Source organism: Streptomyces sp. NBC_00988 (genome assembly GCF_045162645.1).
Taxonomy (GTDB): Bacteria; Actinomycetota; Actinomycetes; order Streptomycetales; family Streptomycetaceae; genus Streptomyces.
In genome coordinates this window covers 4,773,391-4,793,713 of record NZ_CP108730.1, presented here as the reverse complement: position 1 = coordinate 4,793,713, position 20,323 = coordinate 4,773,391, and the positions used below count along the sequence as shown (strand labels likewise).

The window sequence follows — 20,323 nt, the reverse complement described above, 5'->3', positions numbered from 1 at the left end:
GTTGCGAGGGGAAACGGCCGTATTCCGAGGAGAGTCATGTCCGAGACCGCGACCACGCCCGCAAAGACGCCCGTGGACTTCTGGTTCGACCCGCTGTGCCCCTGGGCCTGGATGACCTCCCGGTGGGTGCTGGAAGTGGAGAAGGTCCGCGACATCGAGGTCCACTGGCACATCATGAGCCTGGCCGTCCTCAACGAGCCCAAGATCGACGAGCTGCCCGAGGAGTACCGCGAGCTGCTCGCGACCAAGGCGTGGAAGCCGATCCGCGTGGTCACCGCCGTCTGGCAGAAGCACGGCTCGGACGCCCTCGGCCCGTTCTACACCGCGCTCGGCACCCGCATCCACAACAACGGTGAGGGTCCGACCGTCGAGGCGATCGCCGGCGCGCTCGCGGACGTCGGCCTGCCCGCCGACCTGATCGACTACGCGGACCAGGAGGACTTCGAGTTCGACGCCGAGCTGCGCGCCTCCCACAAGGAGGGCATCGACAAGGTCGGCCAGGACGTCGGCACCCCCGTCATCGCCGTCCCCGGCCCCGACGGCGAGCAGATCGCCTTCTTCGGCCCGGTCGTCACCCCCGCCCCCAAGGGCGAGGAGGCGGCCCGCCTCTGGGACGGCACCGTCGCGGTCGCCTCGGTCCCCGGTTTCTACGAGCTGAAGCGCACCCGCACGAAGGGCCCGGACTTCAGCAACCTGGTGTAGGCACGGCGGCGCTCACTCCGGGGCGGCGGCCTTCTCCTCACGGAACTTCTCGGGGAGATCGCCGCCGCCCCGCGTGCTGAACCACGGCTGGTACCACACACAGCCCTTGACGTCGCAGCGCCATAGATCGTGCACGAAGTGCCGGGGCCCCTTCTCCTCACGGACGGCGGCCTTCTCGGCGGCGACCATCTTCCGGAAGTCCTGCATCCCACGACAGTTCGGGCACCATTTTCGACGTACCACCATGAACTCCTCCTCGCCACGCACGGGCCAGGCCGGTAGTACACCGCGAATCGCGGGCGCCCGCCCCCGAAATCACCGGCTCCGGTGGCGCGCGGCCGTCAGCCGCGCCAGATGGTCCTCGAACCCCTTGGCGTAGAACGCGGCCCGCCCCGCGTCCGGCTCCACGATCTCCGTCGGCCGGGTCCACACCCCCGCGTCCAGCGGAACCCCGTACCGCTCGGCCGCCGCGAGCACCGCACCCCGCGCCCCCACCTCCCCCTCGACGACCCGCAACGGCCGCCCCAGCACATCCGCGAGCAGCCGCATCCAGGCGGGACTGCGCGTACCCCCGCCACACACGGCCAGCGAACCGGTCAGTCCCGCCGCCTCCAGACAGTGCCGGGCCGCGTAACCGATGCCCTCGCAGGTCGCGCGGATCAGGTCGGCGGGCGTCGACTCCAGGGAGACACCGGTGAGTTCGGCGCGGAGCCGGGGCTCGACGAAGGGCGCGCGTTCACCCGACGGCGCGAAGTACGGCAGCACCCGCACGCCGTTCGCGCCCGGCGGGGTCGCCGCGAGGAGCCCGTCGACCTCCTCGTGCCGGACGCCCGTCGTCGACAGCACCCAGTCCAGGGCCGCCGTACCGACCATCGCCGGCATGGCCCGCAGCCAGTGCCCCGGCCGGTCGAGGGAGATGTACAGCCCGGCAGGTTCACCGCTCAGGTCCAGCTCGGTGGTCGCGACCAGACTGGCGAGACACGTCCCGACGATGAGCAGCCCGTCGCCCGGTTCCGTCACCCCCGCGCCGAGCGCACACGCGGGCAGGTCGTACGGCCCGTTCGCGATCCGGGTCCCCGCCGGCAGCCCCTCCCCACGCGTCTCGGCCGTGGCGACCGGGTCGGCGACCGGCGCCAGCAGCCCCCGCCTCCGGGTCAGCCCGAGAAGCTCGACGACACCGTTGTCGTACGACCGCGTCCGGGGGTCGAGGAACGGCATCGACGCGTCCGAGACATCGGTGGTCGCCCGCGCCCCCGTCAGCCGCTGGAACACCATGTCCTTGCAGTACAGGGCGGAGGCGGCAGCGTCCAGCGAAGCGGGCTCGTGTGCCGCGAGCCACGCCAGCAGCGGCCCCGGACACCCGGGGAACATCGCGCTCCCGGTCCGCCGGAACACCGTCTCGAAGGTTCCGTCCGCCAGCCACTGATCGAGCAGTTCATGCGCCCGCCCGTCCATCCAGGACGCCGCCGCCCGCACCGGCCGCCCGTCCCCGTCCACCAGCCACACCCCGTCGCCCTGCCCCGTGAGCCCGGCGAGCTCGAACGGCCCGTCCACCCCCGCCGTGAGTTCGTCGAGCACGGCGACGACCGCGCCGTAGACCTCGTCCATGTCCTGCTCGACGAACCCGCCGCGCATCGACAGCCCCACCGGCCTTGCGGCTACGGCGAGTTCACGCCCGGAGCCGTCGAAGGCGGCGGCCTTCACCGTGGACGTGCCGACATCGATTCCGACGTACATGTGGGGGCCTCCTGGGGGTGGGTGATGTGGTGTGGGGTGGAGGTGGGTCGGTGTTGGGTGGTGTCGCGTAGGTGGGCCTGTGTTGTCAACGCACCCACGCGCGCACCTCTCTTGGTTCGGTCGCCTTCGGGGCGCTGGGAGCCGGTGTCGAGAGCCCCACCGTGCTCGACCCTTCGGGCCTCCGCGCGCTGGGGCTCTCGACACCGGCGCGCCCCTACGGCTCCCTCTCGGCCGTCCACGTGGGGACAGTGGAACTTGGTGGGCCCTCACCCGAGTTGGTGTGACAAGCGCTCACCTCGCGCCCACCGTCCCACCTCCGCCGCCGCGATCCGCGCCGCCTTCTCGGCGACGGCCCGGGAAGCACCCCCGAGATGGGGGGTGAGGGTGACCCGGTCGGCGAAGCCGAACAGCCGTGCCCCGGCGGGCAACGGCTCACGCGCGTAGGTGTCCAGGGCCGCCGCCGACACCTGCCCGCTCTCCAACGCGTCGCACAACGCCTCCTCGTCCAGCAACGGCCCCCGCGCCACGTTCACCACCACCGCACCGGGCCGCAGCAGCGCCAGCTCGCGGGCGCCGATCAGACCACGTGTCTCGGGGGTCAACCGGGCGTGCAGCGTGATGACTTGGGAACGCCGGAGGAGTTCGTCCAGCCCCGCGACCCGCAGCCCGTGGATCTCGCCGTGCACATACGGGTCGTACACCATCACCCGCGCCCCGAAGGCGCAGAGCACCCGCGCGACCCGGCTGCCGACGGCCCCGTAGCCGACGAGCCCGACCGGTAGATCCTCCAGCTCCAACCCGCTGTGCTCGTAGGTGTAGTAGGCGGCGCCTGCCTCCCAACTCCCCTGCCCCGCAAGGAGTTCATGAGCCTGCGGGATGCGGCGGAGCGCGGCCAGCATCATCCCGACGGTGAACTCGGCGGTCGCGGCGGCGTTGCGCCCGGGCGCGAAGCACACCCGTACGTCGTGGGTCTTCGCCGCGTCCAGGTTGACGTTGACGGGACCGCCCCGGCACACGACGACCAGCCGCAGATCCGGGCAGGCCTCCAGTACGCGCTCGGTGACGGGCCCCATCTGGGTGACCAGTACCTGGGCGCCCCCGTCGCTCCGCAGGGCGTCGATCAGCTCGTCCTCGGCATCGCTCGCCTCCTCCACCTCGGCGACGGGTCCGAAGGGTTCCAAGGGCCAGCCGAGCGTCAACTCTCTTACGCCGAAGGGGTGTTCGCGCAGTTCCTCGGCGATGGCGGCCGTGATCAGCGAAGGCAGTACGAAATGGTCACCGGCGGCGACGACACGCAGGGTCTCGGTCATCGTGGGGCTCCCTCCCTCTCCGCCACGATGAACGGGGAACGCCGAATGCGTAACCCCTGAGGGAGGTCCGGATGATGTTCGAGTGCGAAGCGGAAGCGTGGCTGGGGATCGACCTGGGCACGCAGAGCGTCCGCGCACTGCTGGTCACGGCCGACGGCACGGTCCTCGGCGCGGGCACCGCCCCGCTGACCAACCACCGGGACGGCGTACGGCACGAACAGGACCCGGGCGAGTGGTGGGAGGCGGTGTGTACGGCGTCCCGAGCCGCGATGTCCTCGCTGAGGGGACGAGGGGCGATCGGCGGCCTCGCGGTGTGCGGCACCTCCGGGACGGTCCTCCTGGCAGACGCCCAAGGCCACCCGCTCACAAGGGGGTTGATGTACGACGACGGGCGCGCGGTGGAGGAGGCGGCGCGGGTCGGCATGCAGACGAGTTGGGCGCTGCCGAAGGCGCTGTGGCTGCTGGACGCGTACGGGTGGAAGGAGGGGAGGGGACAGGCGGCCCGGGTGGCGCACCAACCCGACGTGATCACCGCGCAGTTGACGGGCGGGGTGGTCCCGACCGACTCCAGCCACGCCCTCAAGACGGGCTACGACGCGGAGCGCGAGGCCTGGCCGCCCCAACTGGGCTACTTGGGCGAGGTGTTGCCGGAGGTCGTCCGCCCCGGCACCCGGCTGGGCGAGGTCTGCCGAGCCGCCGCCGAGGCGACCGGCATCCCCGCGGGCACCCCGGTCGTCGCGGGCATGACGGACGGCTGCGCGGCCCAGATCGCGTCGGGGGCGTTGCGCTCGGGCGCGTGGAACTCGGTACTCGGCACCACCCTGGTCCTCAAGGGAGCATCCGCGAGCCCCGTCCGGGACGACGCCGGGGTGGTCTACAACCACCGTGCACCGGACGGCAGTTGGCTGCCGGGCGGGGCGTCGAGTGTGGGCGCGGGCGCACTGCCGGTGGGGCCGGACCCGTCGGAGATGGATATCCGGGCGGCCGAGTACGAACCGTCGAGCGCCCTGACATACCCCCTGGCCTCACCCGGCGAACGCTTCCCCTTCCTGGCCCCGGAAGCCACCGCCTTCACACTCGGCACCCCGGCATCCGAGGCGGACGGCTGGGCGGCGGTACTGCAGGGCGTGGCGTTCACGGAGCGCCTGTGCCTGGACTACCTGCACTACCTCGGCGCCCCGATAGACGGCCCCCTCACCTTCACGGGCGGCGCGGCCCGCAGCGCGTACTGGAACCAGCTCCGCGCCGACATCCTCGGCCGCCCGGCCCGAGTACCGGAACAGATCGAACCGGCGCTGGGGATGGCGGTGTTGGCGGCGTACGGAGCGGGGGCGGAGACGGGGGCAAAGACGGTGATGGAGACGGTGACGGGGCTGGGGACAGGGACGGGGTTGGGGACGGGGCTGACGTTGGCGGAGGTTGCCGAGCGCATGGTCCGCATCCGCACACTCCTCGAACCCCGCGCGTCCCGCACGGCCCGCTTCACCGAACCGTACGCTCGCCTGGTGGACGAACTGGAGACCCGAGGCTGGCTGCCGACCCCGCTCGCGACCCACACCCGCACCCGCCTGAACCAGGACACGATCGACTCATGAGCACCACCACCCTCCTCCTCGCCCGCCACGGCCAGACCACCTGGCACGCCGAGAACCGCTACGCCGGCATCAGCGACGTCGCGCTGACGGACACGGGGGTCGCGCAGGCGGAAGCCCTGGGCCGCTGGGCCGCAGCCCACCCGGTCGACGCGATCTGGACGTCCCCGCTGTCCCGGGCGATCCTCACGGCAGCCCCCGCCGCCCGCGCACTGAACCTCACCCCCCACACCGAACCTGCCCTGCGCGAATGCGACTTCGGGGTGGTGGAGGGCCGTACGCTCGCGGAGTTCGAGACGGAGAACCCCGGGGCGGCGGAGGCATTCCGGTCCGACCCGGTGGCGCACGCGTTCCCGGAGTCCGAGGACCCCCTGACCGCCGCCGAACGAGGCACCGCCGCGCTACACCGCATCGCGGCCGCACACTCCGGTGAACGGGTCCTGGTCGTGGCCCACAACACCCTCCTCCGACTGGTGCTGTGCCGGCTGCTGGGGATTCCGCTCGGCGAATACCGTCGGGTGTTTCCGCAGTTGCGCAACGCGGCGGTGTCCGAGATCCGGATGGCGCCGGGTGCGACCGCGTTCCTCTCGCTCAACGTGCCTGTGTAGTCGACAGCCGAAATGGGTGGGGATGACGGGGCAGGAGAAGCCGACGGCACGTCTTCGAGGTGAAGTGAGGTGCGGAAGGCCCCCGCGAGTCACGTCCTCGCGGGGGCCTTCCTCCTCATCCGCCCGCCCGCGTGAAAGGTGAGAAGACGATCACGAGGCAGGACGCTTCCTATGCAGGGATGATCGTCTGGCGGGACTTAGCCGCCTCGTAACGCCGCGCCACGTCCTGCCAGTTGACGACCGCCCACATCGCGTCGATGAAGTCGACCTTCTGGTTCCGGTACTGGAGGTAGAAGGCGTGCTCCCAGGCGTCGAAGACGAGGAGAGGGGTCGAGCCCTGGCCGACGTTGCCCTGGTGGTCGTAGATCTGCTCGACGATCAGGTGGCCGCTCAACGGTTCGTGGGCGAGGACGCCCCAGCCCGAACCCTGCGTCGTCGCGGCGGCCTTGGTGAGCTGGGCCTTGAAGCCGGCGAAGGAGCCGAAGGAGTCGGTGATGGCGTCGGCGAGGCCGCCGACGCCATCGGCCGCGAGGGGCTCGCCGCCGCCGTCGCCCGTCATGTTGTGCCAGTAGATGCTGTGCAGGATGTGGCCGGAGAGGTGGAACGCCAGGTTCTTCTCCAGCCCGTTGACCGACCCCCACTGTTCCTTGTCGCGCGCCTCCGCCAACTGCTCCAGCGAGTCGTTGGCTCCCTTGACGTAGGCCGCGTGGTGCTTGTCGTGGTGCAGCTCGATGATCTCGGGGCTGATCACGGGGGCGAGCGCGGAGTAGTCGTAGGGCAGCTCGGGCAGCGTGTAGACGGGCATGGCGGATCGATCCCTCCGGACTTCTTATTGCGCATAACTTGCAACTACAACCTAGCAGCGAAAAGACGCTGTGTGGTTACTCCGCCACCGACGTGTAGTGCGACGCGTCCCCCTCGATCGAGTAGCTCTCCTTGCCCTCGATGCCGGTCGGGATGTCGCCGGCGACGGTGACGCGGTTGAGGCGGCGGGGCTGGTTGTCGTAGTTGTCGATGGCGTAGTGCTGGGTGATGCGGTTGTCGAACAGGACGAGCTGGTTGGGGGACCAGCGCCAGCGCAGGATGTTCTCCGGGCGGGTGACGTAGGACTGGAGGAGGTCCAGGATCTTGCGGGACTCGGCCGTCGAGAGGCCGGCTATCCGCTGCGCGAACCCGCCGATGAACAGGCCGCGTTCGCCGGTCAGCGGGTGGACGCGGACGACCGGGTGGACCGTACGGAACTTGATCGACGTGAACTGGGCGCGCTGGGCCGCCTTTTCGTCGTCGATCTCCTCTTCCGGTACGGCGTAGTCGTAGTCGTTGGTGTGCTCCGCCCAGAGGGTGTCCGCCAGGACGCGCAGCGGTTCCGGCAGGTCGCGGTAGGCCGCCGCCGAACTGGCGATCAGGGTCTCGCCGCCGTACGGCGGGACCGTGATGCTGCGCAGGGTGCTGGCCTGGGGCGGGTTGAGGACGAAGGTCACGTCCGTGTGCCAGTGGTTGGCGCGGCCGCGCTCGCTGTCGACGGGCAGGACGTTCGGGGCGCCGTCGACGGCGGGCACGGTGGGGTGCGCGGTGGTGAGGTCGCCGAAGTGGCGGGCGAAGGCCGCCTGGCCCTCGTCGTCGAGGTGGACGTCGTCGAAGACCAGGGCCTTGTGGACGTTGAGGGCCTCGCGGATCGCCGTCACCTGCTCGGCGTCCAGCGGCTTGCCGATGTCCACGCCCGACACTCGGGCGCCGATGTTCGCGGTGACCTTCTGGATCTCGATGGACATGGTGAAGTCCTTTCAGACGAGGGCGGGTTGGGTGGGTCGGGTGTACTGGTTGGCCGGGCGGGGGAGGCCGTAGCGCTCCCGGAGGGTCGTGCGCGGGCCGTACTCCGTGCGGAGCAGGCCGCGGGTGCGGAGGAGCGGGACGACGTGGTCGACGAACGCGTCGAGGCCGGACGGCAGGACCGCGGGCATGATGTTGAAGCCGTCGGCCGCGCCCTGCGTGAACCACGACTCGATCGCGTCGGCGACCTGCTCCGGCGTACCGGCGAAGGTCAGATGCCCGCGTCCACCGCCGAGCCGGCCGATGAGTTGCCGTACGGTCAGTCGGTCGCGGCGGGCCAGTTCGACGACGAGTGTGTAGCGGCTCTTCGCGCCCTCTATGGCGTCTTCGGGCGGGAGGTCGGCGGGGAGCGGGGCGTCCAACTCCAGTGTGTTGGAGGGTAGTTGGAGGAGCCGTTCGAGGCGGTCCACGCCGTGCGTGTACACGATGTGGTCCTCCAGCAGCCGCTCGTTCGCGCGTGCCTCGGCCTCCGTCGAGCCGAGTACCGGGACGATGCCGGGCAGCACCTTGATGTGCCCGGGGTCCCGACCGGCCGCCGCCGTACGGGACTTGAGGTCCTTGTAGAAGGCCTGCGCGTCCGCGAGGGTCTGCTGCGCGGTGAACACCGCCTCCGCGTACCGTGCCGCGAACGTCTTGCCGTCCTCGCTCGAACCCGCCTGCACGAGCAGGGGGTAACCCTGCGGTGAGCGGGGGACGTTGAGGGCGCCCGCGACGCTGAAGTACGTCCCCTGGTGGTGGGGCGGGTGGATCTTCGTGTCGTCGCCCCACACGCCGGCCGCCTTGTCGGCGACGATCGCGTCGTCCTCCCAGCTGTCCCAGAGCTTCAGCGCCACATCGAGGAACTCGGAGGCCCGCGCGTACCGTTCGGCGTGCGCGGGCTCGTGCTCCAGCCCGAAGTTACGGGCCGCCTCGGCACCGGCGGTCGTGACGATGTTCCAACCCGCCCTGCCCCCGCTGATGATGTCGAGCGACGCGAACTTACGGGCCAGGTTGTAGGGGGAGTTGTAGGACGTGGACGCCGTGGCGATCAGGCCGATGTGCTCGGTGGCCGTCGCCAGCGCGGTGAGGAGAGTGAGTGGCTCCAGGGCTCCGGCCGGGCGTTGGGCGAGGTTGCTCCACAACTGCGGTCCGTCGGCCAGGAAGAGCGAGTCGAAGGTGCCGCGCTCCGCGATCCGGGCGAGGTGTGTGTAGTGGTCCAGCTCGACGTGGGCGTACGGGTTGCTCTCCGGGAGGCGCCAAGAGGCCTCGTGGTGACCGGTGTTCATGAGGAAGGCGTTGAGGTGGAGTTGGCGGGGCATGCCAGGTCCTTTGGGTGGGAGTTCCGGGTGCGTGAATCAGCTCGTCGGGAGACCTTTCAACGCAGGCCGGCATTTTTCAGCCCGTCCGGCGTTTGAGGACGAGGCCCCTTCAGGGCCGATGGGGGTCTGGGGGCGCAGCCCCCAGCAGACGGCACGAGCAGCCGACGTTCACCAAGTAGCGGACGCTCACCACGCAGCCGACGCTCACCGAATGTCCGACGTCACACCAAGCGCCGCCAGCAACCGCTCCCGGTACTCCGCACGCGGCACCTCAGGGTCGATGACCAGGTCCAGCCCGATCCGCCCCTCTTCCAGCACAAGCACCCGATCCGCAAGCACGATCGCCTCATCCACGTCATGGGTGACCAGCAACACCGAGGGCCGATGCCGCTCCCACAACTCGCGGAGCAACACATGCATCCGGATCCGGGTCAGCGCATCCAGCGCCCCGAACGGCTCATCCGCCAACAGGAGTTCAGGCTCACGGACGAGCGACCGAGCCAACGCCGCCCGCTGCGCCTCACCCCCGGACAACTCGTTCGGCCAGGCCCGCTCACGCCCGGCGAGCCCCACTTCGGCAAGGGCCTCGCGCCCCTTCGCGGCGGCTTCCTTGCCCTCCGTCCCCAGCAGCACGTTGTCGAGAACCCGCCGCCAGGGCAGCAACCGGGAGTCCTGAAAGACCACCGACACCCGCTCAGGGGCGGTGAGTTGACCACTCCCGACGACCTCGTGGTCGAGTCCAGCGATGGCCCGCAGCAACGTGCTCTTGCCGGAACCGCTGTGCCCGAGAAGCGCGGTGAACTGTCCGGCGGGCAGATCCAGATCGATGTGGTCGAGAACCGTACGCCCGTCGAACGACCGCGTAAGCCCCCGGAGTTGGACCGCAGGGACGGTGGCGGCGGCGGTGGCGGTCGCGGTGGTCAGCTGCTGAGTGTGCGGCGCCATGACAGCACCCTCCGTTCGATCAGACGGACCGCGCTGTCGGAGACCAGACCGAACACGCCGTAGATCAGCAGGCCGACGAGGATGACGTCCGACTGGCCGTAGTTCTGGGCCTGGAACATCATGTAACCGAGGCCGCTGGTGGCGTTGATCTGCTCCAGGACCACGAGGCTCAGCCAGGAGCCGGTCACCCCGAGGCGCAGGCCCACGAAGAAGCCGGGCAGGGCGCCGGGGATGACGATCTGGCGGACGAACTGGAGCCTCGACAGGCCCTGAACTTCGGCGAGTTCGACGTACCGGTGGTCGATGCCGGACAGTGCGGCGTGCAGGTTGAGGTAGATCGGGATGTAGACGACGATCGCGATGATGGCGATCTTGAAGGTCTCGCCGATGCCCAGCCAGAGGATGAACAGCGGGATCAGACCGAGGGTCGGGATCGCCCGGTTCAGCTGCACGGTCCCGTCGATCAGCGCCTCGCCGACCCGGCTCAGCCCGGCGGCCAGGGCGAGGACGACACCGGCGGTGAGGCCGAGCGCGAAGCCGTACGCGGCGCGTTCCAGCGAGGTCAGCATGTCCGTGGGCAGCGTGCCGGACGTCCACAGCCGGCCGGCGGTCCGCAGCACCGTCCAGGGCGCCGGGATCGCGGCCGGGTCCAACTGCCCGGCGGCGGAGGCGACGGCCCAGAGGGCGAGGAAGAGCGCGGGGCCGATGATCCGGGAGGCGGGCAGCCGTTTGCCGGGGGCGAGCCCGCGCCGCCGCCGACGCCGCACGCGGGGCGCGGTCTCAACGGCGGTCACCGGCACGGAGGTTGCAGTGGTGGCCCCGGTCGTCCGAGACGTGGAGGTCGTCACGGCGGTCACCTCCGGTACTCCGCCGCCACGGCCTTCGCCGCGATCCCCTCGAAGCGCCGGTCGAAGAGCGAGTCCACCTTGAACTCCTTCACGAAGCCACCCTCCGCGAGCAGATCGGCGGTCTCCTGCTCCCACTTCACGGCCTCGTCCCAACTCGGCGGGAACAACGGCTTGTTGGCGAGCGCGGTGACCGACTCGGCCTGCGCGAGGGTCAGGTTCTGCGTCTTGACGTAGAACTCCTCGTTCCAGGCGTCCGGGTGCTCGTACTGCCAGACCTGACCCTGCGCCCACTGCGGGATGTACGCGGCGATCGCGGCCGCCTTCGCCGGGTCGGCCAGCACGGTGGACGGCGCCCACAACAGATTGAGCAGGTCTACGACATCGGTCGTGATCGCGTGGGCGCCCTTCCCCTCGTACTGCTTGAGGTACGCCGGTGCCTGGCTGTTGGCGAGCGGGGCGATGTCGACCTGGCCCGACTGCAGGGCCGTGAAGAACTGGTTGCTGGTCAGCGGGACCAGCTTCACCTCGTCGTACTTCAGCCCGGCCTCCTTCAACGCCCGCAGCAGTACGACGCCTTGGGCCTGGCCCTGCGAGAACGCCAGCTTCTTGCCCTTGAAGTCGGCGACCGTGCGGATGTCGCTGCCGGGCTTGGTCGCGAAGAGGTAGTTGGGCTTGCGGGTGACGTCGATCGCGACGATCTTCGCGTCGTAGCCCTGGTAGTGCGCCTGGATCGGCGGGATGCCCGCGTTGTTGGCGAGGTCGAGGGACTTGGCGCGGAAGGCGTTGATGACATCGGGACCGGCGCCGATGTTCACCCAACTCGACACGGTGAACGGCAACTTGGGCAGCTTCGCCAGCTTGAACTGGAGTTGCTGGGTGTTCAGGTACGAGGAGATCTTCAGGCTCGTGCCGGACGGGACCTTCTCGGCGAGCGGGGCGGACAGACCGGCCCCCGACTTGGCGGCCGCGGCACTGCTCGTGGCACAGCCACTGAGACCGGCGATGCCTGCGGCGGCGCCGAGTACGGAGGTGAGGAAGAGCCGCCGGTCGACGCCGGGCGCACGGGAATGGGGCATGGGAGGACTCCCTGATCAAAAGTCGCGAGGACGCGGGAATGCGCGCGGAATTCACGGACGGGGAAAGATGGACCAGTCCGGAGAAAGAAATTCAGGCAGGATGAGACCGGCGCCCGGGGCGCGTCAACGGGTCAGCAACAAGAAGTGCGACAACTCATCTGCAGGCTCATGACCAGGATGTTCCCGGTCATGAGCGCCCCCTGTCAACATTCCGAGTTTCTGAATTAAATACGCCCCGGTGAAACGCTCGGTCACACGCTCAATGGATCCCGGTACAGCACATCCAGCATCACCGAACCGCCCGCCACCGCCAGCACGGAATCCGGGAAACTCGTCGGCACGACCGCCGACGCCCGTGCGTCACCGACCTCCTCGCGCAGCGCGCGCAGGCAGTCCTCCCGCCGTATGACCCCCAGCTCGGTGACGACCACCGTCTCGGGGTTGAGGATGTCGAGCAGCAGTCCGACCGCCCGCCCCACCATCCGCGCCCGCTGCGTCAACAGCCGTACGGCGACGGGGTTTCCGCGTTCGGCCGCCGTCACGACGTGGGTCGGGTTCACCCCGTCGACGATCCCCGCCTCCCGGGCCCGCCGGCACAACGTCCGTTCGCTCAGCTCGACTTGGAGGCAGCCGACGCGCCCGCAGTCGCACGGCTCCGTGCCGCCACGCAACGGCAGATGGGCGATCGCGCCCGCCTGCGAACGGGGGCCGTAGTGCACCTCGTCGTTGGTGGCGAAGGCCGCGTCGACCACATTGCCGACGAAGAGATGCAGCACGCTACGGCTGCCGCGCGCCCGCCCGAAGAGGCGCTCGCCGTTGACCAACGCCCTTGCGTGGCCGTCCACATGGACCGGCAGCCCGGTGCGGGCGCCGAGCAGTTCGCGCAGCGGCACGTCCCGCCAGCCCAGGAGCGGATGGTCGACGATGGTCCCGGAGTCCCGGTCGACCCAGCCGCCGGCGGCGACCCCGACACCCAGTGGGGTGGTCCCTGGCGCCTCCGCGAGCAACGTGTCCAGTCCCTCGGCGGCCCGCGCCAGCACCAGAGATGGGCTGGTGCCGTCGTGGCCGATGCGCCGCTCGACCACCACCCGCCCGCGCAGATCGAGCAGCGCGACCGTCGTATAGGGCACCGCCACATGGACTCCGCCCACAACGAACCGTGACGCGTCCAGGTCGACGGGCACATGGGGTCGGCCCACACCCTTCGAGCGTTGGGGTGTGGCGGACTCCCGTATGAGCCCGAGTTCGGTGAAACGGGCGCAGTAGTCGGTGACCGACGCCGGGGACAGCCCGGTCAGCCGCGAGATGGTGGAGCGGGCCACCGGGCCGTGCTCCAGCACCGAGCGCAGGATGACGCTCGCGTTGGTGCGCCGCCGGTCGCTGTCGGCGGCGCGCGGGATGGGGGAGTTGGGGGAGTGGGAGGCGAGAAGGGGTGCCGCGGTACGGGGCATGGGGATCTTCCTCGGGAACGGGTCCGACAGTGCGCCGTCTCGGATGGGAGGCGTACCGGATCCGCTCCGCCCGCCTCAGGGGCGGTAACAGGTCGCCGCGGCCTGGCGTCGCAGGTCGACATAGCGACGCGACGCGAAGTTCCGGGCTTGGGCAACCATGCGGTCGAAGCTAGCAAAACGGCCCACGGCTGCCCAGACGGTGACCGGTGTGCGAGACGACACGGGTGCCGGTGGGCGAGATGGCACGGCTGTCCGTGTGCGAGACGGCACCGAGTCCGCGTGACCGGCATCACGCCCAGGCGTGTGTAACGGGCATCCTTTGTCCGGAGCCCACCAAGTCCCCGTCGAACCCTTTGTCGGACGCTGACGGTGATCGGACCGAGGGCCCCGGGATAGCGTCACAAGGTTCCCCTGTACCCCCGTCAACCTGCGGAGTCCCCCTTGAGTACCGCCGTCGCCACCGCCCGCCCGGGCCAGGTCCTCGCCGACCTGCTGCCCGCCTCCCGCGTCCGGGACATCGCCCTCGTGCTCGGCGGCGCCGCGCTCACCGGCCTCGCCGCCCAGCTCGCCGTGCCTGTGCCCGGCTCCTCGGTCCCGGTCACCGGCCAGACCTTCGCCGCGCTGCTCGTCGGTACGTCCCTCGGCGCCCGGCGCGGCTTCCTCTCGCTCGCCCTGTACGCGCTGCTCGGCCTCGCCGGCGTGCCGTGGTTCGCCGAGGGCACCTCCGGCGGCGGTGCCTCCTTCGGCTACATCGTCGGCATGCTGCTCGCGTCCGCCGCCGTCGGCGCCCTGGCCCGCCGCGGCACCGACCGCTCGGTCCTCCGCATGGCCGGCACGATGCTGCTCGGCGAGGCGATCATCTACGCGATCGGCGTCCCGTACCTGGCGCTGAGCCTCGACCTCTCGACGAGCGCCGCGCTCGCCGCCGGCCTCACCCCGTTCCTCATCGGCGACGCCCTGAAGGCGGCCCTGGCGATGGGCGCGACGCCGACCGCCTGGAAGTTCGTCAACAAGCAGAGCTGACAAGCCAGTTCCCGTGGAAGAGGTTCGCCGGGTCGTACTTCGACTTCAGCTCGGCGAGCCTCTTCCGAGTCTCCGCGTCGTACAGCCCCTCGCTCCGATCACCGGCCCCGAACGCGAAGTTGACCGCCCGCCCGAGCGTCACGGGCGAGAGCAGCGCGAGGGCCGGGTCCAGTCGCGCACGGGCGGCCTCCCGCTCCCCGACCGCCAACACCCGTACCAGGAACCGCCCTTCGCGATACGCCACCGAGTTCGGCGCGCGCCTCGCCAGCGCCCCGCCGAGATGATTGACCTGTACGACACACATGCCGGCCGCGTCCGGCCCGGCGAGTGACAGCACCTCGCCCACCCGCGCCACATCCAGCTCGCTCACCACCGCGCTGTCCCCGTAGTACGCGTGCGGTGCGGGCGGGTCACTGTGGATCGTGTGACTCTCGGAGTACGGCATCTCCCGCAACGAGTCCGCGAGCACCGGCCCGAACTCCCGTAGCGGCGCGACGAGTTGGTCCCCGTCGTCACCGGTGCCCGTGTAGGCGACGCGCACGGAGAGCACGTAGCGTCCGCGCAGATGCGGCGGCAGCGCCGGGATGTCCGGGTACGGTACGGCGGCGAAGGACGAGGTCAGCTCGTCCGGTACGGTCCGCGTCCACTCCTCGTACGCCCGCAGTAGGGCCGTGGGATCGACCTCCCGTCCGTCGAAGGCGAGCGAACCGCCGTAGAGCGTCCGCACGGGGACGAGGCCGATCTCCAACTCCGTGACGACTCCGAAGGCGTGACCGGCGCCGAGCAGCGCCCAGTACAGGTCGGGCTCCGACTTCCTTGTCACCCGGCGGAGTCGGCCATCGGCGGTGACGACGTCGAGCGAGCGGACGTGGTCGGCCGCGTACCCGAACTCCCTTGCCAGGATGCCCAGTCCACCGCTCAGCGTGTACGACACGGCACCCACGCTCGGCGCGGATCCGTTGAGGGGCGCCAGCCCGTACGGCTCCGCCGCCGCGACGACCTGTCCCCAGCGCACGCCCGCCTGGACGTGGACGGTGCGCGCCTCGGGGTCGACACTCACCCCGTCCATCCGCCTCGTCGTGATCAGCACCCCGCCCTCGGAGCCACCCGGCAGCCCGTGCCCGGTGGCCTGGACGCCGACCGGCAGATCCTCGGTGGCCGCGTACCGTACGGCGGCGATCACGTCGTCGGCCGAGCGCGCGCCGTAGATCACGGCGGGGCGTTGGGTGAACCCGGTCTGGAAACCGGCGAGTTCGTCCTCGTAGCCGGGGTCGGTGAGGCGGAAGGTGAGCGGCTGTGTGTGGTTCATGGGGTCATGCTGGCCGCATAACCTGACACGTGCCGTCAGGCTTTCCGGTGAGAGCGAGAGAGCGAGAGAGCGAGAGAGCGAGAGAGCAAGAACAAGAGCGAGCGGGGGAGGGCCGGGTGCTCCCGCTACCCGGCCCTCCCCCTTGCCCTAGCTCTCCAACGGGCGCCGCCTCGGCGGGCGTTGGGACCAGTACAGGCCCGCCGCACCCACCGCGATCAGCGCCGCGCCCGCCGCGCCCAGGGGCAGGACGTCATCGCCGACCCCCGTCTTGGGCAGGGTGTCGCCGCCCGGTGCCACCGGCTTGTTGTCCGTGCCGAGCAGCAACGGGGTGGCCGGGGCGTTCGGCGACGGGTTCGTCGTACCGAACGGGACCGGGCCCTGCTGCCAGAAGGTCTTCTTGCCGTCGGCGGACATCACCGGCAGGCAGATCTTCCCGGCCTTGCTCAGGTCGTACGTCGCGTCGACGGCGTACGACTTCGACTTGCCCGCGGCGAGAGCGCCGACGGAGCACTTGAATCCGCTGTTCGAGCCGGGCGGCAGATCTTTTTCGGCGATCGCCGAACAACCCTGCACGCCATTGACCTTGAGGCCGTCGAAACCGACGACCAGGAGATTGAGATCGCCGCTCTCCTTGGTCCCCTCATTCTTCACCGTTGCGGTGATCGCCGTCTTTTTCGAACCGTTGTCGACCGAGATCTTCTCCGGCAGGAGCGTGGTCAGTTTCACTCCCGCCGGAGCCGCTTCCATCGCCTTTCCGCCTTTACTGCTCCCCGGCCCCTGGTCATCCGCCGAGGCGGTGAAGGAAAGGACCATCACCGCCGAGAAAGATGCCGTGAGCAGCGATCCCGCGATGGTCTTGGCCACGGCCGTGGTCATGGTCGTAGCACGACGAGAACTCATGTTCGTCCCCCTTGTGTTCCCCTGTATCCCCCTGCGACTGTGCCTGAATTCGCAGTACTTGAAGAGGTACCACAAGATTTCTCCGCACTATGCTGGTACGGCATGAAGTGTGACCATTGTGGGGGTGCGGCAGATTGCCGGGGGATATGGGGAATTCGGGGAACATGAGGAGCGGTGGCACTCCGGGGCTATGGGTGACCGGACGCTATCGGCTGGTCGAGAGTATCGGCCAGGGGGGAATGGGGCGGGTGTGGCGAGCCGCCGACGAAATGCTCGACCGGCAGGTCGCGGTCAAGGAAATGCGCATCGACGGCCTCGACCCGGAGGACACCCGCACCCGCCGCGAGCGCACCCTGCGCGAGGCCAGGGCGACGGCCCGCATCGACCACCCCAACGTCGTGCGCGTCTACGACGTCGTCGACGAGGGCGAACGCCTGTGGATCGTCATGGAGTTGGTCGCCGGCCGCTCCCTGGAACGCATGCTGGCGGACGACGGCGCGCTCGGCCCGAGCGAGGTGGCCCGCATCGGACTCGGCCTCGTGGCCGCCCTGCGCCAGGTGCACGCGGGAGGCGTCCTGCACCGCGACATCAAACCCGCCAACGTGCTCGTCGAGAGCCAGGGTCACCGGGTCGTGCTCACCGACTTCGGCATCGCCGCGATCCAGGACGCCACGGCGCTGACCGTGGTCGGCATGCTCGTCGGCTCGCCCGACTACATGGCACCCGAGCGGATCTCCGGCCATCCACAGGGACCACCCTCGGACATCTGGTCCCTCGGCGCGACGCTCTGCGCCGCACTCGGCGGCCGGTCACCGTTCTCCCGGGACACAACACTCGCTACTTTGCACGCGGTTCTGTACGAGGAGCCCGAACTCCCGTCCGCCGCAGGCCCGTTGCGCGACATCCTCGCCGCGCTGCTGCGGAAGCAGCCTGAGGCCCGGCCGGGGCTGGACGAGCTGGAGCGGGCGCTGGTGCCGGTGGCGTCTCCGCCGGAGCGGGCTGAGGGGTCTGAGGGGTCCGAGGGGGATGCGGGGCAGGGGAGTGAGGAACTGGCGGCGGCGGAAGCGGAGTTGGAGGAGCCGACGCCCGAGGCCTATAGGGAGTCACCGACCCCGGCCTTCCTGGCGCCGGCGCTCGTCCGCGCGGCACGCGATCCCCGGGTCTACGAACCCAACCCCGACCGCGACCCGCACCCCGTCGAGGACGCGATACCGACGCAGCGTCCCGCCGTAGAAGTACCGGCTTCCGCCGCCGAAGAACCGGCCTCCGCAGCCGAGGCCGCCTCCGAGTTGAGCTCCGAGGCCTCGTCCAACAACCGGCGAACTGCCCCGGGCAAGGCCGGCGTCTCCCTCGTACGCGCTGAAGCGTCGACCCAGCGAAAGCCCGGACCCAAACCGTCCCGGCCGCCCGCTCCCCGCCCGGCACCACCACGCGTCGCTCTCGGCCCGCACCCGGCCCGCGTGCCTCGCCCCGCCGCTCTGCCGCCCGGCGGTGAACTCCCGGGACCCGCCCAGCCGTTCACCCCCGAAGGGACCCGTCGCGCTCGCCGCCGTAGCGGACTGATCGCCGCCGCGGCGGTGGTGGTCGCAGGGGCCGTCGTCGGAACGATCCTCGCCAACTCCGGCGGATCATCCGGTACTTCATCGACTTCGGCGGGACCGTCCAACTCCCCGTCCCCCACGGCCACGTCTGCCTCGCCGTCCGCCTCCCCGTCCCCCACGGTCGAGGGCACCTCCCGCCCTCCGACCCTGCCCCCGGGCACGCACCGGGAGGCGGGCGGGTTCGCGTGGGCGACGCCCGTCGGGTGGCGGCGGGATCTGAAGACGGGGGCCGAGGTGCACTACACGTCCCCGGACGGGAGTCAGGAGCTGGTGGGGAAGTCGTCCCTCGCGCGCGGTGACCTGATGGAGACCTGGGAGGCCTCGGAACGGAACGCCCACCAGGGGGACAGCTACCGGAAGATCCGGCTCGACAGGACGACGTTCCGCGGTTATCCGGCGGTGAGTTGGGAGTACACGTTCACGCTCAAGGGCGTCCCGTGGCACGCCCGGCTGCTCGGTTTCGACGAGGACGGGAAGTCGTACCAGATCAACACCTGGTACCAGCCGGGCGTGGAGACCCAGGCCCTGAAGACCTACGACAGGGTCAAGAACAGCTTCGTCGTGCTTTAACTCACGGACACCTTGTCGGTGTCCGTGTCGGAGACCGCGGTCGTGACCGCCTGTCCGCCCCGCACCCGCTCCTTGATCACCGAGACCGCCACGACCGCCAACGCGACCAGCAGGGACAGCAGAACGGTCGTACGGCCGCTGCTCTCGCCCTCGGTGTCGGTGAGCATGTAGCCGAGGACGAAGACGATCAGGGCGATCGTCGCCCAGGTCAGATACGGGTACAGCCACATCCGCACGACGAGCTTCTCGGGCGACTCGCGCTCGATGATCCGGCGCAGGCGCAGCTGGGACGCGCAGATGACCAGCCACACGAACAGGGCTACCGCGCCAGAGGAGTTGACGAGGAAGAGGAACACGGTGTCGGGGAAGGCGTAGTTGAAGAACACGGCGACGAACCCGAAGACGACGGAGGCGATGATCGCCGCCATCGGCACACCGCGGGACGTGGTCCGGGCGAACGCCTTCGGCGCGTCACCGCGGCCGCCGAGCGAGAAGGCCATGCGGGAGGCCGTGTAGAGGCCGGAGTTGAGGCAGGACAGCACCGAGGTCAGCACGATGAAGTTCATGATCTGGCCGGCGTGCGCGATACCGAGGGAGTCGAGGGCGGCGACGTAGGAGCCCTGCGCCTTGATCGACGGGTCGTTCCACGGGAGCAGGCAGACGACGATGAAGATCGAGCCGAGGTAGAAGACGCCGATGCGCCAGATGATGCTGTTGGTCGACTTGGTGACCGCGCGCTGCGGGTCCTCGGACTCACCGGCGGCCAGCGTGGCGATCTCGCTGCCCATGAAGGAGAAGACGACCAGCAGGACACCGGTCAGGATCGCGCCGGGTCCGTTCGGCAGGAAGCCGCCGTGGTCGGTGAGATTGCCGAGGCCCGCCTTGTCGGTGTGGGCGCCGGGCAGCACGCCGAAGATCGCCAGCGCGCCGACGACGATGAACGCGCCGATCGCCACGACCTTGATCCCGGCGAACCAGAACTCGAACTCGCCGTAGGAACCGACCGATACGAGGTTCGTGGCGGTCAGGACCACCATCACGATGAGCGCCCAGCCCCACTGCGGTACGGCCGGTATCCACCCTTCGAGGATCTTGGCGCCGGCGGTCGCCTCGACGGCGAGCACGACGACCCAGAAGAACCAGTACAGCCAGCCGATCGAGAAACCGGCCCAGCGGCCGAGCGCGCGGTCGGCGTGCGCCGAGAAGGAGCCGGAGGTGGGGTTCGCGGCCGACATCTCGCCGAGCATGCGCATCACCAGCACCACGAGCGTGCCGACGAGCGCGTAGGAGAGCAGGATGCCGGGGCCCGCGGTCGCGATGCCCGAGCTGGAGCCGACGAACAGGCCGGCGCCGATGACACCGCCGATCGCGATCATCGAGAGATGTCGGTTCTTGAGTCCTGCCTGAAGGCCGGAACCAGAAGTCATGGGGGGAATTCCTTTACGCCGGTTGGGATGCCGGTGGGGGGCGCTCGTACGAGCGGCGTACGAGTCGGTCCAGTGAATCGGAGGTAAAGGAATTCC

18 protein-coding genes are annotated in these 20,323 nt (G+C 70.1%); 5 read left to right on the top strand and 13 right to left on the bottom strand.

The window, feature by feature from the left end; all coding sequences use genetic code 11:
• The first annotated feature begins 36 nt into the window (after nucleotides 1-36).
• On the top strand, nucleotides 37-702 hold the full coding sequence (locus OG496_RS21805) for a disulfide bond formation protein DsbA (RefSeq protein ID WP_366490810.1): 666 nt from the start codon (nucleotides 37-39) through the stop codon (nucleotides 700-702).
• Between the two features lie 12 nt (nucleotides 703-714).
• Here OG496_RS21805 and OG496_RS21800 read toward each other — a convergent pair whose 3' ends face one another.
• The 3 genes from OG496_RS21800 to OG496_RS21790 form a co-directional block, all read right to left on the bottom strand.
• The gene (locus OG496_RS21800; protein WP_405972070.1) at nucleotides 715-909 is read right to left on the bottom strand and encodes a hypothetical protein; all 195 of its coding nucleotides are present in this window, start codon (nucleotides 907-909) and stop codon (nucleotides 715-717) included.
• A 108-nt stretch (nucleotides 910-1,017) separates the two neighbouring features.
• A complete protein-coding gene (locus tag OG496_RS21795) occupies nucleotides 1,018-2,439 on the bottom strand; it encodes an FGGY family carbohydrate kinase (RefSeq protein ID WP_405972069.1) in 1,422 nt (473 codons plus the stop codon).
• A 266-nt stretch (nucleotides 2,440-2,705) separates the two neighbouring features.
• On the bottom strand, nucleotides 2,706-3,749 hold the full coding sequence (locus tag OG496_RS21790; RefSeq protein WP_405972068.1) for a 2-hydroxyacid dehydrogenase: 1,044 nt from the start codon (nucleotides 3,747-3,749) through the stop codon (nucleotides 2,706-2,708).
• 71 nt (nucleotides 3,750-3,820) lie between these two features.
• On the opposite strand from OG496_RS21790, the gene OG496_RS21785 reads away from it, so the two are divergent.
• Entirely contained in the window at nucleotides 3,821-5,344 is a 1,524-nt protein-coding gene (locus tag OG496_RS21785) for an FGGY-family carbohydrate kinase (RefSeq protein WP_405972067.1), read from the top strand.
• On the top strand, nucleotides 5,341-5,949 hold the full coding sequence (locus OG496_RS21780; RefSeq protein ID WP_405972066.1) for a histidine phosphatase family protein: 609 nt from the start codon (nucleotides 5,341-5,343) through the stop codon (nucleotides 5,947-5,949). The genes OG496_RS21785 and OG496_RS21780 overlap by 4 nt, the downstream gene beginning before the upstream one ends.
• 169 nt (nucleotides 5,950-6,118) lie before the next feature.
• Here OG496_RS21780 and OG496_RS21775 read toward each other — a convergent pair whose 3' ends face one another.
• The 7 genes from OG496_RS21775 to OG496_RS21745 all read right to left on the bottom strand — a co-directional run bounded on the left by OG496_RS21775 (nucleotide 6,119) and on the right by OG496_RS21745 (nucleotide 13,397).
• The gene (locus tag OG496_RS21775; protein ID WP_405972065.1) at nucleotides 6,119-6,754 is read right to left on the bottom strand and encodes a superoxide dismutase; all 636 of its coding nucleotides are present in this window, start codon (nucleotides 6,752-6,754) and stop codon (nucleotides 6,119-6,121) included.
• Nucleotides 6,755-6,830: 76 nt separating this feature from the next.
• Entirely contained in the window at nucleotides 6,831-7,721 is an 891-nt protein-coding gene (locus tag OG496_RS21770; protein ID WP_366490817.1) for a TauD/TfdA family dioxygenase, read from the bottom strand.
• A gap of 12 nt (nucleotides 7,722-7,733) precedes the next feature.
• Nucleotides 7,734-9,077, bottom strand: a complete 1,344-nt coding sequence (locus OG496_RS21765; protein ID WP_405972064.1) for an LLM class flavin-dependent oxidoreductase — start codon at nucleotides 9,075-9,077, stop codon at nucleotides 7,734-7,736.
• Nucleotides 9,078-9,281: 204 nt separating this feature from the next.
• Nucleotides 9,282-10,022, bottom strand: a complete 741-nt coding sequence (locus OG496_RS21760; protein WP_366490819.1) for an ABC transporter ATP-binding protein — start codon at nucleotides 10,020-10,022, stop codon at nucleotides 9,282-9,284.
• Entirely contained in the window at nucleotides 9,998-10,879 is an 882-nt protein-coding gene (locus OG496_RS21755; protein ID WP_405972063.1) for an ABC transporter permease, read from the bottom strand. Before OG496_RS21755 ends, OG496_RS21760 begins: the two co-directional genes overlap by 25 nt.
• Nucleotides 10,876-11,946, bottom strand: a complete 1,071-nt coding sequence (locus OG496_RS21750; RefSeq protein ID WP_405972062.1) for an ABC transporter substrate-binding protein — start codon at nucleotides 11,944-11,946, stop codon at nucleotides 10,876-10,878. The genes OG496_RS21755 and OG496_RS21750 overlap by 4 nt, the downstream gene beginning before the upstream one ends.
• 251 nt (nucleotides 11,947-12,197) lie before the next feature.
• Nucleotides 12,198-13,397: an ROK family protein gene (locus OG496_RS21745; RefSeq protein WP_405972061.1), complete on the bottom strand. Its 1,200-nt coding sequence runs from the start codon at nucleotides 13,395-13,397 to the stop codon at nucleotides 12,198-12,200.
• A gap of 441 nt (nucleotides 13,398-13,838) precedes the next feature.
• Here OG496_RS21745 and OG496_RS21740 point away from each other — a divergent pair, with 441 nt between their 5' ends.
• Nucleotides 13,839-14,420, top strand: a complete 582-nt coding sequence (locus tag OG496_RS21740; protein WP_366490822.1) for a biotin transporter BioY — start codon at nucleotides 13,839-13,841, stop codon at nucleotides 14,418-14,420.
• On the opposite strand, the gene OG496_RS21735 is transcribed toward OG496_RS21740, so the two are convergent.
• Entirely contained in the window at nucleotides 14,404-15,729 is a 1,326-nt protein-coding gene (locus OG496_RS21735) for an FAD-binding oxidoreductase (RefSeq protein WP_405972060.1), read from the bottom strand. The two genes, OG496_RS21740 and OG496_RS21735, sit on opposite strands and share 17 nt — an antisense overlap.
• Before the next feature lie 147 nt (nucleotides 15,730-15,876).
• On the bottom strand, nucleotides 15,877-16,629 hold the full coding sequence (locus tag OG496_RS21730; RefSeq protein ID WP_405972059.1) for an LPXTG cell wall anchor domain-containing protein: 753 nt from the start codon (nucleotides 16,627-16,629) through the stop codon (nucleotides 15,877-15,879).
• A 239-nt stretch (nucleotides 16,630-16,868) separates the two neighbouring features.
• On the opposite strand from OG496_RS21730, the gene OG496_RS21725 reads away from it, so the two are divergent.
• Nucleotides 16,869-18,800: a serine/threonine-protein kinase gene (locus OG496_RS21725; RefSeq protein WP_405976672.1), complete on the top strand. Its 1,932-nt coding sequence runs from the start codon at nucleotides 16,869-16,871 to the stop codon at nucleotides 18,798-18,800.
• On the opposite strand, the gene OG496_RS21720 is transcribed toward OG496_RS21725, so the two are convergent.
• On the bottom strand, nucleotides 18,797-20,227 hold the full coding sequence (locus tag OG496_RS21720; RefSeq protein ID WP_405972058.1) for an amino acid permease: 1,431 nt from the start codon (nucleotides 20,225-20,227) through the stop codon (nucleotides 18,797-18,799). The two genes, OG496_RS21725 and OG496_RS21720, sit on opposite strands and share 4 nt — an antisense overlap.
• Nucleotides 20,228-20,323: the final 96 nt, after the last annotated feature.